Source organism: Mycobacterium bourgelatii (assembly GCF_010723575.1).
GTDB lineage: Bacteria > Actinomycetota > Actinomycetes > Mycobacteriales > Mycobacteriaceae > Mycobacterium > Mycobacterium bourgelatii.
The window spans coordinates 710,352-725,960 of sequence record NZ_BLKZ01000002.1 but is presented as its reverse complement, the minus strand read 5'-3'; the positions used below and the strand labels follow the sequence as shown (position 1 = coordinate 725,960).

16 protein-coding genes are annotated in these 15,609 nt (G+C 64.6%); 7 read left to right on the top strand and 9 right to left on the bottom strand.

Annotation, left to right across the window (positions count from 1 at the left end; all coding sequences use genetic code 11):
* The first annotated feature begins 32 nt into the window (after window positions 1–32).
* Window positions 33–380: a hypothetical protein gene (locus G6N68_RS28285; RefSeq protein ID WP_163719448.1), complete on the top strand. Its 348-nt coding sequence runs from the start codon at window positions 33–35 to the stop codon at window positions 378–380.
* 112 nt (window positions 381–492) lie between these two features.
* Here G6N68_RS28285 and G6N68_RS28280 read toward each other — a convergent pair whose 3' ends face one another.
* From G6N68_RS28280 to G6N68_RS28270, 3 genes are read right to left on the bottom strand one after another with little or no spacing between them, the layout of a single operon-like run.
* Entirely contained in the window at window positions 493–1,617 is a 1,125-nt protein-coding gene (locus G6N68_RS28280; RefSeq protein ID WP_163719447.1) for an acyl-CoA dehydrogenase family protein, read from the bottom strand.
* Entirely contained in the window at window positions 1,618–2,838 is a 1,221-nt protein-coding gene (locus G6N68_RS28275) for an acyl-CoA dehydrogenase family protein (protein WP_163719446.1), read from the bottom strand.
* A gap of 12 nt (window positions 2,839–2,850) precedes the next feature.
* Window positions 2,851–3,981, bottom strand: coding sequence for an alpha/beta hydrolase (locus tag G6N68_RS28270; protein WP_205351544.1), 1,131 nt, complete (start codon window positions 3,979–3,981; stop codon window positions 2,851–2,853).
* Between the two features lie 164 nt (window positions 3,982–4,145).
* On the opposite strand from G6N68_RS28270, the gene G6N68_RS28265 reads away from it, so the two are divergent.
* Window positions 4,146–5,045 (top strand): class I SAM-dependent methyltransferase, encoded by a 900-nt coding sequence (locus G6N68_RS28265; RefSeq protein WP_163719445.1) that lies wholly within the window; start codon window positions 4,146–4,148, stop codon window positions 5,043–5,045.
* 229 nt (window positions 5,046–5,274) lie between these two features.
* A complete protein-coding gene (locus G6N68_RS28260) occupies window positions 5,275–6,207 on the top strand; it encodes a TauD/TfdA dioxygenase family protein (RefSeq protein ID WP_163719444.1) in 933 nt (310 codons plus the stop codon).
* Between the two features lie 14 nt (window positions 6,208–6,221).
* Here the strand turns inward: G6N68_RS28260 and G6N68_RS28255 are convergent, their stop codons facing one another.
* Window positions 6,222–6,713 (bottom strand): SRPBCC family protein, encoded by a 492-nt coding sequence (locus G6N68_RS28255; RefSeq protein WP_163719443.1) that lies wholly within the window; start codon window positions 6,711–6,713, stop codon window positions 6,222–6,224.
* 3 nt (window positions 6,714–6,716) lie between these two features.
* Window positions 6,717–7,058, bottom strand: a complete 342-nt coding sequence (locus G6N68_RS28250) for an ArsR/SmtB family transcription factor (RefSeq protein WP_205351543.1) — start codon at window positions 7,056–7,058, stop codon at window positions 6,717–6,719.
* 94 nt (window positions 7,059–7,152) lie between these two features.
* On the opposite strand from G6N68_RS28250, the gene G6N68_RS28245 reads away from it, so the two are divergent.
* The gene (locus G6N68_RS28245) at window positions 7,153–8,076 is read left to right on the top strand and encodes an oxygenase MpaB family protein (protein WP_163719441.1); all 924 of its coding nucleotides are present in this window, start codon (window positions 7,153–7,155) and stop codon (window positions 8,074–8,076) included.
* 91 nt (window positions 8,077–8,167) lie between these two features.
* On the top strand, window positions 8,168–9,553 hold the full coding sequence (locus G6N68_RS28240) for a sensor histidine kinase (protein WP_163719440.1): 1,386 nt from the start codon (window positions 8,168–8,170) through the stop codon (window positions 9,551–9,553).
* An 8-nt stretch (window positions 9,554–9,561) separates the two neighbouring features.
* Here the strand turns inward: G6N68_RS28240 and G6N68_RS28235 are convergent, their stop codons facing one another.
* Both G6N68_RS28235 and G6N68_RS28230 read right to left on the bottom strand, forming a co-directional pair.
* A complete protein-coding gene (locus G6N68_RS28235; RefSeq protein ID WP_163719439.1) occupies window positions 9,562–10,110 on the bottom strand; it encodes a nuclear transport factor 2 family protein in 549 nt (182 codons plus the stop codon).
* A 67-nt stretch (window positions 10,111–10,177) separates the two neighbouring features.
* Entirely contained in the window at window positions 10,178–10,999 is an 822-nt protein-coding gene (locus G6N68_RS28230; protein WP_163719438.1) for an SDR family NAD(P)-dependent oxidoreductase, read from the bottom strand.
* A gap of 208 nt (window positions 11,000–11,207) precedes the next feature.
* On the opposite strand from G6N68_RS28230, the gene G6N68_RS28225 reads away from it, so the two are divergent.
* On the top strand, window positions 11,208–12,236 hold the full coding sequence (locus G6N68_RS28225; RefSeq protein WP_163719437.1) for a fused (3R)-hydroxyacyl-ACP dehydratase subunits HadA/HadB: 1,029 nt from the start codon (window positions 11,208–11,210) through the stop codon (window positions 12,234–12,236).
* A 22-nt stretch (window positions 12,237–12,258) separates the two neighbouring features.
* Here G6N68_RS28225 and G6N68_RS28220 read toward each other — a convergent pair whose 3' ends face one another.
* Entirely contained in the window at window positions 12,259–12,528 is a 270-nt protein-coding gene (locus tag G6N68_RS28220; protein WP_163719436.1) for a 50S ribosomal protein L12, read from the bottom strand.
* 203 nt (window positions 12,529–12,731) lie between these two features.
* Here G6N68_RS28220 and G6N68_RS28215 point away from each other — a divergent pair, with 203 nt between their 5' ends.
* Window positions 12,732–14,693, top strand: coding sequence for an aconitate hydratase (locus tag G6N68_RS28215; RefSeq protein ID WP_163719435.1), 1,962 nt, complete (start codon window positions 12,732–12,734; stop codon window positions 14,691–14,693).
* Between the two features lie 18 nt (window positions 14,694–14,711).
* Here G6N68_RS28215 and G6N68_RS28210 read toward each other — a convergent pair whose 3' ends face one another.
* Entirely contained in the window at window positions 14,712–15,599 is an 888-nt protein-coding gene (locus G6N68_RS28210) for an oxygenase MpaB family protein (protein WP_163719434.1), read from the bottom strand.
* Between the last annotated feature and the right edge of the window lie 10 nt (window positions 15,600–15,609).

The window sequence follows — 15,609 nt, the reverse complement described above, 5'->3', positions numbered from 1 at the left end:
TAAGCGTGTCCACCGCTGCCAAGGGAGAAATGATGAAGAAGTTGGTCACTGTCGCGAGTTGGGTCGCGGGTTTGGCCGCCGGTTTGTTCGCGGCTTCTGCCGGTATCGCTCACGCGGATGCCGCGGCGCCGGTTGGCTTCTGGGTCAACCAAACTGGATCCGAGCAACTGCTGGTGAGCGCGAACGGCTGTTCCCTGGCGGATGGGGCAGGTATGCCAACCACCTCCGGTCCCTGCTCGTGGAACCCGTCGTCCCGCGGCGGCATCCTCACGATCCTCAGCAGCCAGACTCGGACGCCGTCGCCCGTCTACTTCAACGTGCTGTGGATAAATCAGACGACGATTTCCGTCTACGGCGACGTGTTCTACCGGCAGGCCTGACCGTCCACGACCTCAATGGTCGTGACCATCGTGACCGAGGCCGATAGCAATGTCCCTCAAGTCCCATGCGTCACAGCGAAGAAGACGGGCGGTTGCGGTGCGCGGGCCGGGGTTACGTCTTGGTCAGCTCGGCGTATCGAGCGATGTGATGGTCGGTGGTTCCGAACTCGTACTGGATGGCGGTGAGCCGCTTGAAGTAGTGGCCGATGGCCAACTCCTCGGTCATCCCCATCCCGCCGTGCAGTTGCACGGCTTGCTGGCCGATGAACCGCGCCGCACGGCCGACGGTCGCCTTACCGGCCGACACCGCGCGGGCGCGGGTCGCCTCGTCGGCGTCGAGCTTCAGGATCGCGAGATAGACAGCGGCGACGGACTGCTCGAGCTCCATGTACATGTCGACCATGCGGTGCTGCAGCACCTGGAAACGGCCGATGGGCTGTCCGAACTGCTGGCGCTGCTTACAGTATTCGACGGTGTCCGCCAACACTTTTCGCATGCACCCGACCGCTTCGGAGCAGACCGCCGCAGCGCCTTCGTCACGCGCTCGACTCAGCGACGGCCACGCCTGGCCCTGCTCGCCGAGCAATGCGTCGGCCGGAAGCCGTACGTCGTTGAACTCGATGTCGGCAGCGCGCCGGTCGTCGATGGTGCGATACGAGTGCATCTCGATGCCGGCTGCGTCGACATCAACAAGAAAGAGTGAGATTCCGTCGACGTCTGGGGTGCGGGCGGTGACCAGCAGGTGTTCCGCCAGTGGCGCCGCCACTGCCATTATCTTGCGGCCGTTCAGCACCCAACCGTCACCCTCACGTCCGGCCCGCGTGGAGATGTCCTGCCACCGATCACCGGATTCGGGTTCGGCGGCAGCCAACGCCACAACGGCACTGCCCGAGATGATCTGTTCCAGCAGCGATGTAGCCCTCGAACCGCCGGCACGGCGCAACAGCCCACCGGCTACGACCACCGTTTCGACGTAAGGTTCGACCACCAGCGCGTGACCGAGCGCCTCGGTGATAACCATGAGTTCTTCTGGGCCGCCACCGATTCCGCCCAAATCCTCGGGCAGCGTGGCGCCCAGGATGCCCAATTCGCCAGCGAACCCGCGCCAGATGTCGGGCTGCCAGCCGATGCCCGTCTTGGCCGCCCTGCGGCTTTTCTCGAGGTCATAGCGGACGGCGAGGAATTTCGTCAGCCCGTCACGCAGCAGTTCTTGTTCGTCGGTCAGATTGAAGTCCATTTACAGCCCCAATGCTGCCTTGGCGAGAATGTTTCGCTGAATTTCGTTGCTGCCGGCGTAGATTGAGCCGGCCCGGTCATTGAAGTAGCGCAGCGGCGCCACGGCCTGCCACGGCTCCCCCGAGGCGTAGCCATCAGCGGGCGGCTCGAAATCGGCGATGGGCCCGCCCGGGGCCGTGGCGTGCGGCTGGTAGGCGCGGCCCCACGGCCCGGCCGCCTCCAGCGCGAGTTCGGTGAGCGCCTGGCTGAGTTCGGTACTCAGAATCTTGAGCATCGACGACGCCGCACCCGGATTGCGGCCTTGCGCCACCGCGGCGAGCACTCGGTACTCAAGGATCTCCAACACCTCGGCGCGGATCCGTGCATCGGCCAACTTGCGCACGAAGGCCCGGTCGTCGGCGAGCTTTCCCCCGTTGGGTCCGGGTTGGCTCTTTGCCGCTTCGCCGATTTCCTCTGCGGCCACTTGCAGACCCGGCGCGACCGCACCGCCGCCCAAGAGATACTTCGCGACCGTCCAGCCGTCGTCGATTTCACCGAGCACGTTGGCTTTCGGTACCCGTACCTCGTCGAAGAAGATCTGGTTTTGAACCTGTTCGCCCGATGTCATCACCAGCGGGCGAATCGTGATTCCGGGCGAGGTCATGTCGATGAGCACGAAGGTGATGCCCTGCTGCTTCTTCTGCGTCCGGGAGGTGCGCACCAGCGCGAATATCCAATTCGCTTCAGCGGCATGGGTTGTCCAGATCTTGCTGCCCGTACACACCAAGTGGTCGCCGTCGGAGACGGCGGACATGGACAGGTTGGCCAGGTCCGACCCTGCTTCGGGTTCGGAGTACCCCTGGCAGAAGAACACCTCGCCGGTCAGAATCCGCGGCAGGAAGAAGTCCTTCTGGGCGTCGGTTCCGTACCTGATGATCGCGTGCGCGACCATCCGAATCCCCATCGGCGACAGGGATGGCGCACCAGCCAAGGTCGACTCACGGGTGAAGATGTAGTGCTGGGTCAGGGTCCAGTCGCAACCGCCGTATTCGACGGGCCAGGCCGGCGCCGCCCATCCCCGCTCATGCAGAATCGCCTGCCAGGCCATGCTGGCCTCGTGGTCGGCGTAGACGCTGGTCATCAACCGTCCCGCGCGTCGAAGTTCGGGGGTGAGCTTCTGTTCCAGGAACTCCCGGACCTCGGTCTGGAAGTCCAGCTCTTCCTGCGTCCATTGCAGATCCATGAATTTCCCGGTCTAAGCGTCGTATTGGGAGCGTCGGCGCGAGCTTAGCCCACTCGGTTCTGGGGGATGGTCGTCAGCCAAGGAGCGGCCCGAGAGGTAAGTGCCGACAGCCGAAATCGTCGCCGCGATCGCGTCGGCGCTGTCGCCGCCCAACGGGGCGAGGCTGGCAAAACCGTGCGGAAGCGAATCGAACTGCCGGTGGTGCACGGTTATGCCCGCCCGACGCAACGCGGCGGCATATTCGTTTCCTTCGTCCCGAAGCGGGTCGAACCCGCCGGTGAACACCAACGCGGGCGGTAGGCCGGCCAGGTCGGCTTGCAACGGCGATACCAGCGGGTCGTCGGTTGCTATGTCGGTCCCGCCAAGGAACGAGTCGGTGAACCAGTCGATTTCCTGCTTGGAGATGAAGAATCCGTCGGAGAACAGTTCGCGTGATCGGGTCTGACCGGAGAGATCGACGGCCGGATACCACAGCACCTGCAGCGCGGGTTGCGGCAACCCTTCGTCACGGCTGCGCAGTGCGACGAGGACCGTCAGGGTTCCGCCCGCACTGTCGCCGCCGATCGCGATCCGCGACGCGCCCAAATCGGCGGCGTGGCCGAGCGCCCACCGATAGGCGGCGACGCAGTCGTCGACCGCGGCCGGGGCCTTGTGCTCGGGCGCCAGCCGGTATTCCACCGACAACACGTGGATGGCGGCGTCACGGCAGATCATTCGGCACAGCCCGTCGTGAGATTCGATGTCACCCACGACAAAACCGCCGCCGTGGAAAAAGACAAGCAGCGGCGCCTCAGCCTTGACCGGCGGCCGGTAGTGCCTCGTCCGCAATTCACCGGCCGGGCCAGGAATCGAAAAGTCGGTCGTGGGGACGGCAATCCGGGGCGCCATGGCCACATGCGAATCACGCATCAGGGCACGGGCGACGGCTGGATCGCCGGATGCGCCCAGCCCGCCGGTACGCGTGAGCCGCTGGGCCGTCAGTACGAGTTGGGCCGTGGCATCGAGGGTGTTCCCATCGATCGTGATCGGCTTGCCGCCGGCAAGGACTCGTTTCACCCGATCCGGAAGCCGCGGCAGGACGAAGACGCCCATGCGCAGTGCCGCGTTGGTGGCCGCAATGGGGCGAGTCTTCGATCGGGCCATAGGGCACCCTAGACCGGAACATAAATTTGGTTCAACGTCGGTAAGTGCGAGCCTTGGTGAACTCCGCCACTGACCGCCGCTATGGCGACCGCACCGGGCGTACAGTCGGGGATAAGTTAAATGAGCTAAGTATCGCTCGTTGCCCGCCGAGAGGAGACGGACCAATGGCCCGCACCGACAACGACAGTTGGGACCTCGCGTCCAGCGTGGGAGCCACCGCGACGGCCGTCGCCGCATCGCGAGCGATAGCTTCGAACGGTCCCGACGCATTGTTGAACGATCCCTGGGCTGACCCACTCGTCCGTGCGGTAGGCATCGACACCTTCATCAAGCTGATCGACGGCGAGATCGGCGATCCTGACGATCCGCTGCTGAACCGTCGGACGATGAAGGAGCAGATCACCGTACGCACACGGTTCTTCGACGACTTCTTCATCAAGGCGACCGACGCCGGCATCCGCCAAGCCGTCATCCTGGCCTCCGGGCTCGACACCCGGGCGTACCGATTGCCGTGGCCGGTCGGCACCGTCGTCTACGAGGTCGACCAACCCGACGTCATCGCTTTCAAGACGCGCACGTTGGCCGACCTCGGCGCCGAACCCGCCGCACAACGCAACACCGTGGCAATCGACTTGCGTGACAATTGGCCGCTGGCATTGCACGGTGCAGGATTCGATCCCGGCCAACCGACCGCCTGGATCGCCGAAGGCCTTCTGGTCTACTTGCCGCCCGAGGCGCAGGATCGCTTGTTCGACAACATCGTCGCCTTGTCGGCGCCGGGCAGTCGAATTGCCACCGAACACATGGATCTACGCAGCGTCCCGGCGGACTGGGCGCAGAAGCTCACCGAGCGGTCCCGGCGCATCGGTTCCAACATCAACCTGGCCGAGCTGTTCTACACCGGTGATCGCAACACGGCCGGCGAGTACCTCGCCGGCCACGGCTGGCAGGTCGACGTGCTGACTACCGAACACGCTTTTGCCGCAAACGGATTCGCATTGCCCGACGACGAGCTCGCGTCATTCGGCAACGGCTCTGGTTACCTGACGGCGGTCTTGGCCTGAGCATTTTCTTCCACCTGATCGCAACGGGTCCGAGTCGCAACCGCAGCCGCGTGTCCCGGATAAGCGCTGGTAGAGCTGCGCGTTTTGCCGGCTTAAGCACGCCACCCTTGGGGTCGGCCGCGGTCGCAGCGCGGACCAGACATTGCACTGGTGTAGTCATCTGTATACGGTCGATTGCGGCCGCATGTACACAGTCGACTACATGCGGGAGATCTGAAAGGCATACGCCATGAGCAGCGAAATCCGCGTAGTGAAATTGGGCGAGAACATCGGTGCACGCATCGACGGTGTGCAACTCGGTGCGCTCGACGCCGACACCGCCGCCGCCGTCAATCGGGCGCTAGTAGAGCACAAGGTGGTGTTCTTTCGCGGCCAGCACCATCTGGACGACGACTCGCAGTACGCATTCGCCGAGAGCCTGGGCGTGCCCACGACTCCGCACCCCACCCTGAAGTTCGACGGAAGCAAGGTGATGCGACTCGAGGCGATCGGGGGCAGCGGTGCGAATCAATGGCACACCGACGTCACCTTCGTCGACCGTCCACCCAAAGCGTCCATCCTGCGTGCCGTGGAGTTGCCCAGCTACGGCGGCACCACCACCTGGGCGTCCACCGTGGCTGCGTATCAACAACTGCCGCAGCCGTTGAAGGTGCTAGCGGAGAACCTCTGGGCCGTCCACAACAACGCATTCGACTACGCCCAAGTAGATCCCGCGCAGCTGGCGGCCGCCCAGGTCGCACCAGAAGCGCTGCTGAAGTACGCTTCCGAATTTCACTCCACGCACTTCGAAACACACCACCCCGTGGTGCGGGTGCACCCGGAGTCGGGCGAAAAGTCCTTGCTCCTAGGGTCATTCGTCAAGTCGTTCCTCGAGGTCAACGTCGCCGAGTCCCAGGCGTTGTTCCGCATCTTTCAGGACCGAATCACCCGGCTGGAGAACACGATTCGGTGGAACTGGGAACTCGGCGACGTCGCAGTGTGGGACAACCGCTCCACCCAGCACTATGCGGTCTCGGACTTCGGCGACCAACCCCGCCGGATGCACCGGATCACGCTTGCCGGCGACATCCCGGTGAACGTACACGGTGAGCGCAGCCGGGCGATCCAGGGCGACGCGAGTGAGTACTCGGTGGTAGACACCCCGAAATCGCTTGTGGCGTAACGTTACGCGGTGCCTTAGGAGGCGACCGCGACGAAGTCGTCGATCTGGTTGATCGCCGCGGTGGCGCCCTCGATCACGCCCATGTTCAGCACCTGCTGCAGCGCTTCGGCGGACGGGAAGGTACCCACAAAGATCGCGCGGGTGCCGCCATTGTGCTCGGTGAAAGTGTAGACGTTCTGGGAGACCGGTAGATCCGGGTTCGGGTTGAAGTCCTCATCGGCGAAGCCGTCCTCGAAGGAGAAGCTCCTCGGCTCGTCGACGGCGGTGATCCGCCAGAAGCCGGCGTACTTCTCGCCGTTGGGACCGGTCATGAAGTAGTTCGCGCGGCCGCCGGGCCTAAGGTCATGGTCGACGAAGGTCGCCGGGCAGTCCGGCGGACCCCACACCTTCTCTAGTTGACGCGGGTCGGCGTAGATCTGCCAGATCCGCTCCACCGGTGCGGCGAAGTCGGCGGTGATGGTCAGGGTCAGGTTGTCGAGATCCTGTTGAACGTCGGTCACGGGCACGGTTCAGTTCTCCTTTGTTGAGTCGGCTGCGATGAGTTCGTCGATGCGCGCGACGCGACCGCGCCAAATCTGTTCCAACTCGGCCAACATTGCTGCCACCGAACGCACTGCCTCCACGTCGCCGCTGGCCAGTTGCTCGCGACCACTGCGTCGCTTGGTGAGCAATCCGGCCTTCTCCAGGACGACGACGTGCTTTTGCACCGCCGCGAAGCTCATCTCGTATTTCATGGCGAGCGCGGAAACCGAGTGTTCGCCGGTCAACACCCGGCGCATGATGTCGCGCCGGGTCCGGTCGGCAAGCGCCTGGAACAGAGCGTCCGCCCGGTCTTCGAGATCCACCGCCACAATCCCAAACATACAACCATTTGGTTGTATGTTGTCAACTGATCTTTGGATCTTGGCCCTGATCTTTCGTCCGGCCCACTCGTAACGTGGAGGCATGACCGTTTCTGTGCCTGTTCCGGGTTCTGTTGGGAAAGCAGTGGGTGCGGTGCGGCGCGACCTGGGCAGCAGGCTGTTCTCGATGGTGGCTGGGCCCGAGGGACCCGCTAACCGTCAGCGCATCCACCACGCACCCGGCGACCGGTGGTTCGCCGAAGACCGTCCCATCCGGCAGGTGCACGCGGACGCGTCGATGTTTGTGGGTGGCCTGCGCGCGCTGCTGCTGCAGTCGCTGCACCCGCTGGCCATGGCCGGAGTCGCCGAGCACTCCGACTATCGCGGCGACCCGTGGGGACGGCTACAGCGCACCAGCACCTTCCTGGCCGAGACCACCTTCGGTTGCGCTGCCGATGCCCAACGGGCCGTGGACAACGTCAAGCGCATTCACACCTACGTGCATGGCGTGGCGCCGGACGGCCGGTGGTACGACGCGTCGGATCCGCATCTGCTGGAGTGGGTTCACATCGCCGAAGTGGACAGCTTCTTGCTCGCCTACCAGTTGTACGGTGCGGCACCCCTCGACAAGGCCGGACGTGACGGCTACGTGGCGGACATGGCCGTGGTGGCTACGGCGCTCGGCGTGCCCGAACCGCCGCGCACGGAGCACGAACTTCGAGAGCGCATTCGCGCCTACCGCCCGGAACTGCGTGGAACCGCGGCCGCCCGGGACGCTGCGCGATTCTTGCTGCTGACTCCCCCGTTGCCGCTGCCGGCCAGGCCCGTTTACGGCGTGCTGGCCGCTACGGCGGTTGCGATGCTGCCCAGATGGGCGCGCCTGCCGCTATTGCTTCCCTACGCTCCCCCGCTGGAGGCGACGGTGACGCGGATGGCCGGCAGGGTGCTCGTGGGCAGTATTCGCTGGGTCATGACCCCGCCCGAGCACCACAGCGAGCAGGAGTTGGAGCCAGGTCGGACCGCGTGAGCGAGCGCGCGGGCGGTCGGGATGGACGGCAGAGGTTAGTGTTGCTCATCGTGCTCGGCGAAAGTCCCGTGATACCCCCTGCGGCGATGTCATGACCATCAACGACAGGCTGTATCGGCTGTTGCGCCTGCCCTTGCCGGTGGTATCCCTGCGCAACATCGTGATCGTGGCCGCGCTGTCGGTCATCGTGCTGGTGATCGCGCTGGGCGCGTGGGTCTGGATCGGCGTCACCAATGACCAGTACAGCCAGCTGGACCGCCGGCTGGACTCGGTCAGCAGTCTGGGCGACGTGCGGACGTTGCTGCTCAGCGCGCCCCGCTCGGCGACCGACCAAACCGTTCCCGCCGACGACAGCCTGGTCCGCACCGTGCGGGTGGGTAACTCGACCGTGTCCGTGCCCAGCGACATCGTCCTGCCGGCGCTGCCGATCGGCTATGCGACCACCACGATCAACGGTGCCCCCTATCGAGTGCGCACGTTCACCGCCGGTCCGGCGACCGTCGCGCTCGGCGCTCCGCTGGCCGGAGCCGAACGCCGGATAGACCAGCTGCACCTACGGGTGCTGCTCATCTGCGGCAGCGTCATCGTCGGAACGTTCATCGTGGGCAGCGCCATGTGGTTGATCATGATCAATCCCTTCCGGCTGCTGGCGCAGCAGGCACGCGCGATCAACGCGCAATCCAACCCCGGCGAGGTCAAGGTTCGCGGGGTATGGGAAGCGGTGGAGATCGCCGAGGCGGTGGAGGGGATGTTGAACCGCATCGGGGACGAACAGCAGCGCACGAAAGCCGCACTGGAAACGGCGCGCGATTTCGCCTCCGTGGCCTCCCATGAACTTCGCACGCCACTGACCGCGATGCGCACCAACCTCGAGGTGCTTTCCACGCTCGAACTGCCCGCCAAGCAGCGCGATGAGGTGTTGGCCGACGTGATGCGCACCCAGAACCGCATCGAAGCCACCCTGTCGGCGCTGGAACGGCTGGCGCAGAACCAGACCATCACCACCGACGACTTCGTCCCCGTCGACATCGTCGAGTTGCTGGACCGCGCCGCGCACGACGCCGTGCGGATATACCCCGACCTGTCGGTCTCGCTCCTCCCGTCACCCACGGTGTTGATGCTGGGCCTACCCGCCGGTCTGCGGCTAGCGGTGGACAACGCGATCGCCAACGCGGTCAAGCACGGGCACGCCACGCGAGTGCAACTGTCCGCCAACAGCTCTCGGGACGGAGTAGAGATCGCCATCGATGACGACGGCACCGGCGTTCCCGAAGCTGAACGCAGCACCGTCTTCGACCGGTTCTCCCGCGGTTCCACCGCATCACAGTCCGGCTCCGGCCTCGGACTGGCGCTGGTAGCCCAGCAGGCCGAACTGCACGGCGGCACCGCGTCCCTGCACGCCAGTCCCCTTGGTGGGGCGAGGCTGCTGCTGCAGCTCCCAGGTCCACGGCCGCGCAATGAGGATGGGTACGTCTAACCGCCTAACTAATCCGCCACTGGATGCCCGGGAAATAGCGAAAAGAACTGGTAGGACGGGTCATTCGCGTCCATAGCGCCTCGTGGCGTCCCTTCGACGATTGGATGTGAGAAGTCCAGGACCGACGGGTCGCTGACCCGTGCCCAGTCGGTGACGATCATCCGCTCGGTGAAACCCCATGTGCCATCCCGCTTCTCGTACTTGTCCAAGTACCGCCCACCGATCAGGACATCGACGTCTCGTCCGCGCGCTCGGAACGTGTGCATGGCGATGCTGTAGACCTCACCCTCAGCGAGGTGTCCACTGATGACGAAATTTGCCGTGGTGATGTTGTGCTGCATCGCCCGAAGGTATGGACGGGCGGCGTCGAGGTTGGCGAAGAAATCGTCGGTGCCACCCGCGGAGAAGCGGCCGTGGTTGTCTGCCGCGTCGGGGTGGTACAGGCTGCGCAGTTGGACGGTGTCACCGCGGTCGACGGCACGGCAGTACGCATGGACCAGCCTGCGCAACTGGTACTCGTCGAGCATTTCCGTGAGGAGGCTGTCCGATGGCGTCATCGCTTCACGCTAAGCGACGCGCCCGGACCTCATGCCCGGGCTTACCGCCCGGGGTTACCGACGGTGCTTACTGGCCGTGCCCGGAGAACTCGTCCATGGAGTTGTAGACACCGACGCGCCGGAGGTAGAAGTCGCGCAGCCCGATAGGCAGCACCGCGGACAGCACTTTGTTCATCTTCGAGGTCCACGGCATGATGACGAACGGTTGGCCCTTCAACATGGCCGCCCAGGTCCGCTGGACAACCTCTTCCTGCTCGAGCATCGGCGTGAACAAGATGCCCTTGGCGCCCTCGAACATGCCCGTGTTGATGTAGGTGGGGCAGACCGTCGTCACCTTCACCTTGTCGTGCCCGGCCTGCTCCAGCTCCAGTCGCACCGAGTCCGAGAAGCCGATCGCCGCCCACTTGGAGGCGGCATATGCGGCCATGCGGGGAATGGCGTTGAGCCCGGCCGACGAGGCGATGTTGACGACGCGACATTGCGCCCCGGACTCGATCATCGCCGGCAGGAACTCCCGGGCCACCAGCATGGGCCCAATGGAGTTGACCTCCATGGTCAGCGTGAAGTCGCGCGTCGAGTTCTCCCAGAAGTAGCCGTTACCGCGCACGATCCCGGCGTTGTTGAACAGCACGTGGATCGTGCCGACGTCGTTACGCACCCGCTCGGCCGCCTCGGCAACCGCGGACTGGGAGGTGACGTCGACGGTCGCGTAGTGGACGGTCCCACCGGCCTTTTCCAACTCCGCCGCGGTCTCCTTCAGGGCGACCTCGTTGGCGTCCCAGAGGACCACGGCAGCGGCGCCCTCCTTGACGGCCTGGGTGGCGAACAGCTTGCCAAGGCCCATAGCGGCACCGGTGACTAGGACGTTGGTCCCCTTGACGGACTCCATTGGTGGGCTCCTTTGGCTATCGATTTGGCGGTCTGATAGCTCTTATACCCGTTCGATCGCGCCAGGTGTGACAGCTTGTCACGATCACTTGCCTCGTTTTGGAACCAAACGCCCAAATGATGCCCGCCGTGTGCTGCCCGCTGCACCCGCCGTTAGTGTGCTTGGGTCGGCGGCAGAGAACACGCCGATAGAAAAGTTGGACACATTCATGACGACAGCAGAGACTTCGGCGCTCGAATCACGGGTCGGCCACTACTACCAGATGAACACCACGTACCTGGTGGGCCGTGAAAAGCTGCGCGAGTACGCCCGCGCGGTGCAGGACTACAACCCCGCGCACTGGGACGTCGCGGCCGCCGCGGAACTCGGCTATTCCGACGTGGTGGCGCCACTGACGTTCACGTCGGTCCCAGGCATGGCGTGCAATCGCCGCATGTTCGAAGAGGTTGTCGTCGGTTACGACACCTACGTACAGACCGAAGAAGTCTTCGAGCAGCACCGCCCGATCGTCGCGGGGGACGAACTGCTGGTCGATGTCGAACTGACATCGGTGCGTAGGGCCGCCGGCCGGGATCTGATCACCGTGACGAACACCTTCACCGACCAGGCGGGTGAGCGGGTACACACGCTGCACACCACCGTCATCGGCGTCACCAGCGAGGAAATTGATCCCGCGGTCAAGACCGCCGTGCAGAGCGCGATGATGCACGACGTCCGGTTCCTCGAACCCCACGCAGCCGACGCCGCCTACGAAAAGACGGTGCGGCCCGACGACGAGGCACCTATCGCCGAGCAAGGCACTACCCGCACGCCGGGGACGCCGTCCTTTGACGCCGTTGCGGTCGGCGACGAGCTGCCGGTCCGGCACGCACACCTGTCGCGCGGCGACGTGGTGAACTACTCCGGCGTAGCCGGCGACGCGAACCCGATTCACTGGGACGAAAATCTCGCCAAAGTGGCCGGGCTCCCCGACGTTATCGCGCACGGAATGCTCACCATGGGGTTGGGTGCCGGGTTCGTTTCCGCGTGGTCGGGCGACCCCGGTGCGGTCACCCGTTATGCGGTGCGGCTGTCAGCTCCCGCCGTCGTGCCGGCCATCGAGGGCGCAGACATCGAGTTCAGCGGCCGGATCAAGTCATTGGATCCGGAAACGCGCACCGGAGTCGTCATCCTCGGCGCGAAGTCGGCGGGGCGGAAGATTTTCGGTCTCGCGACCTTGAACGTCCGCTTCAGCTAGGCAGCGTGCACGCGATCGACGGCTAGAGCCGGTCGACGATGTCCTTGGCTTGCTTGAGACCCATCCCGGTCTCCTGCACCAGAGCCTTGATGGCTGCGAGCTTGTTCCCCTGTGACACCAGCTGTCGCACCGCGGAACTCACCACAGTCTCGGTGGACGAGCCTTCATGTGCGACGGGGATTGGAATCCCGTAACCGCGAACCGCCCGCTCCAACAACTCCACGCGCCTTTCGAGCTGTGCGAGTCGCTCGCTCTGGTCGTCGTCACCACCCGATCCCCTGAACATCGCCATGGCAACAGTGTGCGGCATGGTGCGCCGTCGATCGATCTGGATCCCCGGCGACACGAAAGTCAGTCCGCAAACGCACTGCATTGTTTCGATCGGGCCTAGCCGGGAAACGCTCGAATTAATGCCCTACAGCGGGTTCGTCGCAACTTCGGGACCACAGCTGTCGACCCGCTGCGGGCGGTGTGAGGCCAGTTGAGGAGGACACGATGGCGGCCAACGTAACTCATAAGTTGATCGAGTCGCATCTCGTGTCGGGGGAGTTGAAACCGGGTGACGAAATTGCCATCCGGATCGACCAGACGTTGACCCAGGACGCCACCGGCACATTGGTAATGCAGGAACTGGAGGCGCTCGGCCTGGATCGCGCCCAGACTGAAGTGAGCGTGCAGTACGTCGACCACAACTTGCTGCAGACCGACGAAAAGAACGCCGAGGATCACGAGTATCTGCGTACCGCCGCGCAACACTTCGGGCTGTGGTTTTCCAAGCCCGGTAACGGTGTTTCGCATCCGACGCACATGCAGCGCTTCGGCATTCCCGGCAAGACCATGGTCGGCTCCGACTCGCACACCCCCGCGGCGGGTTCACTCGGCATGCTCGCGATCGGGGTCGGCGGCTTGGAAGTGGCGGTCGCCATCGCCGGCAAGCCGTTGCACCTTCGCATGCCCGAGGTGTGGGGGGTTCGGCTGGAAGGTGAACTGCCGCAGTGGTGTTCGGCCAAGGACGTGATCCTGGAAATGCTGCGGCGCCACGATGTCAAGGGTGGGGTTAACCGGATCATCGAGTACTACGGGCCCGGCCTGGCGACTTTGACCGCGATGGACCGGCACGTCATCGCCAACATGGGCGCCGAACTGGGCGCCACCACATCGGTGTTCCCCAGCGACGACGCCGTGCGGGAATTCCTGCGCGCCGAGGGACGCGAGGACGACTGGGTCGAGCTGTTGCCTGACGACGGGGCGGATTACGACATCGACGAAACCATCGACCTTTCCGAGCTGGAGCCTTTGATCGCCAAGCCGTCGTCGCCGGGCAACGTGGTGCCGGTGCGGGAAGTCGTGGGCGAGCCGATAGCTCAGGTGGTCATCGGATCGAGCGCCAACCCCGGTCTGCGTGACTTCGCGATCGCTGCGGCGATGGTCGACGGTCGCCAAACGTCACCGGCCGTCAGCTTCGACATCAACCCCACCTCGCGGCAGATCCTCGCCGACCTGATGTCGATGGGCGCGACGACATCGCTGGTGATGGCTGGCGCCCGGATCCATCAGGCGGGCTGCATGGGCTGCATTGGCATGGGCCAGGCCCCGGCCACGGGACACAACTCGCTACGCACGATGCCGCGCAATTTCCCGGGGCGCTCGGGCACCAAAGAGGACAAGGTGTGGCTGTGTTCGCCCGAGACCGCGGCCGCATCTGCACTGACGGGGGTGATCACCGACCCGCGCGAGTGGGCCAAGACCGAAGGCGTCGACTATCCGACGTTGCGCATTCCCGAGAAGAACAGCATCAACACCGCGATGCTGGTGCCCCCGCTGGAACCGGACGAGGCCAAAGACGTCGAACCGGTGAAGGGTCCCAACATTTCTGGACTACCCGACCTGGAACCGCTGCCCGACGAGTTCGAGGCGCCCGTGCTGTTGAAGGTCGGCGACAACATCTCGACCGACGAGATCTCCCCCGCCGGTGCTCGCGCGTTGCCGTTCCGGTCGAACATTCCGAAGCTCGCGGCGTTCAGCTTCACCCAGATCGACGAGTCCTATCCCGACCGCGCCCAGGAAGCGGACGAGACCGGCCACGTCATCGTCGGTGGCGACAACTACGGCCAGGGCTCCTCGCGCGAGCACGCGGCGATCGCGTTGCGCCAGTTGGGATTGCGGGTGGTGATCGCGAAGTCGTTTGCCCGCATCCATTGGCAGAACCTGGCGAACTTCGGAGTGCTGGCGCTGGAGTTCGTCGATGCGGACGACTACGACAGCATCGAGCAAGACGACACTCTCGCGTTCACGAACCTGCAGAAGGCCCTGGCGGAAAATGAACCCATCACCATCAAGAACGTCACCAAGGACACGACTTTCAAAGTTTGTCAGCGGCTTTCGCCCCGACAGGTCGACTACATCCTGGCCGGTGGACTCATACCTCAATTGACGCGCGAAGCCGATGACGGGTGAGCGTCGTCAGCAGTGCAACTAGACGCGACGCGGCACGGTGCCCAACTCACGCAGCCAGCCTTTGCGCGCTGCCACATGCCATTTCAGCGACGCCGGCACGGCCGGCCAGGTGTTACGGATGACGGCGCGGATTGCCCGGTAGCTTCTCTCATTGGCCTTGGTCCACCGAATCGAAAAGCGTTCCCGCACAATCGGCGGCAGGCCACCGAAGATCACCAGCTGCATTGGGGGTGCCAGCGCGGCCCGGACCGGCAACGTGGGCAACAGCCAATTTGCCAGCGGCCGAAGGCGCGGGTGGCTGGGAAAGTCGCGCGAGGCGCTCATATCGGGAATCGCCGGGCGCTTGATGAACTCGATCAGGTAGTCAGATGCGGCGTTGGGCTGCAACACCTCTGCGCAGTAGCGCTCATATTCGCGATTGAATTCCGCCAGCGTCGGCGGCAACACCGAGTCTGACATGCCATAGCGGCGGTACCACTCGCACCCTTCGCGGTAGAGCTGCTCGCGTTCACCATCGGTGAGCCGGTGATTGTCCCAATACTCAGCAAGCCGATGAACCATGACCTGGAAGGTCGCGTGCGCCCACCAGTAGGTGTCGGGACTCAGCGCGTGGTAGCGCTGCCCGTCGGGCAGGACACCCTTGATGTCACGGTGAAAGTCACGCACCTCAATCCCGATGGCGTCAGCGGTGGGACCGGCATAGACAGCTCCGAGAATCCCCGGCAGGGAACGGAATACCCGATCCACCGGGTCGTCGAAGAAGTTCGAGTGGTCTATCAGTCCCTGGCCGATCGCCGGGTGCATGGTTTGCATCAGTCCCGCGGTTCCGCCTTCGAAACCGATCCGCATGTCACCGGCCCATCGCCACAACAGCGACTGCGGGCCGAGGTCGATACGGGTGTTCACGGTGGCAGCC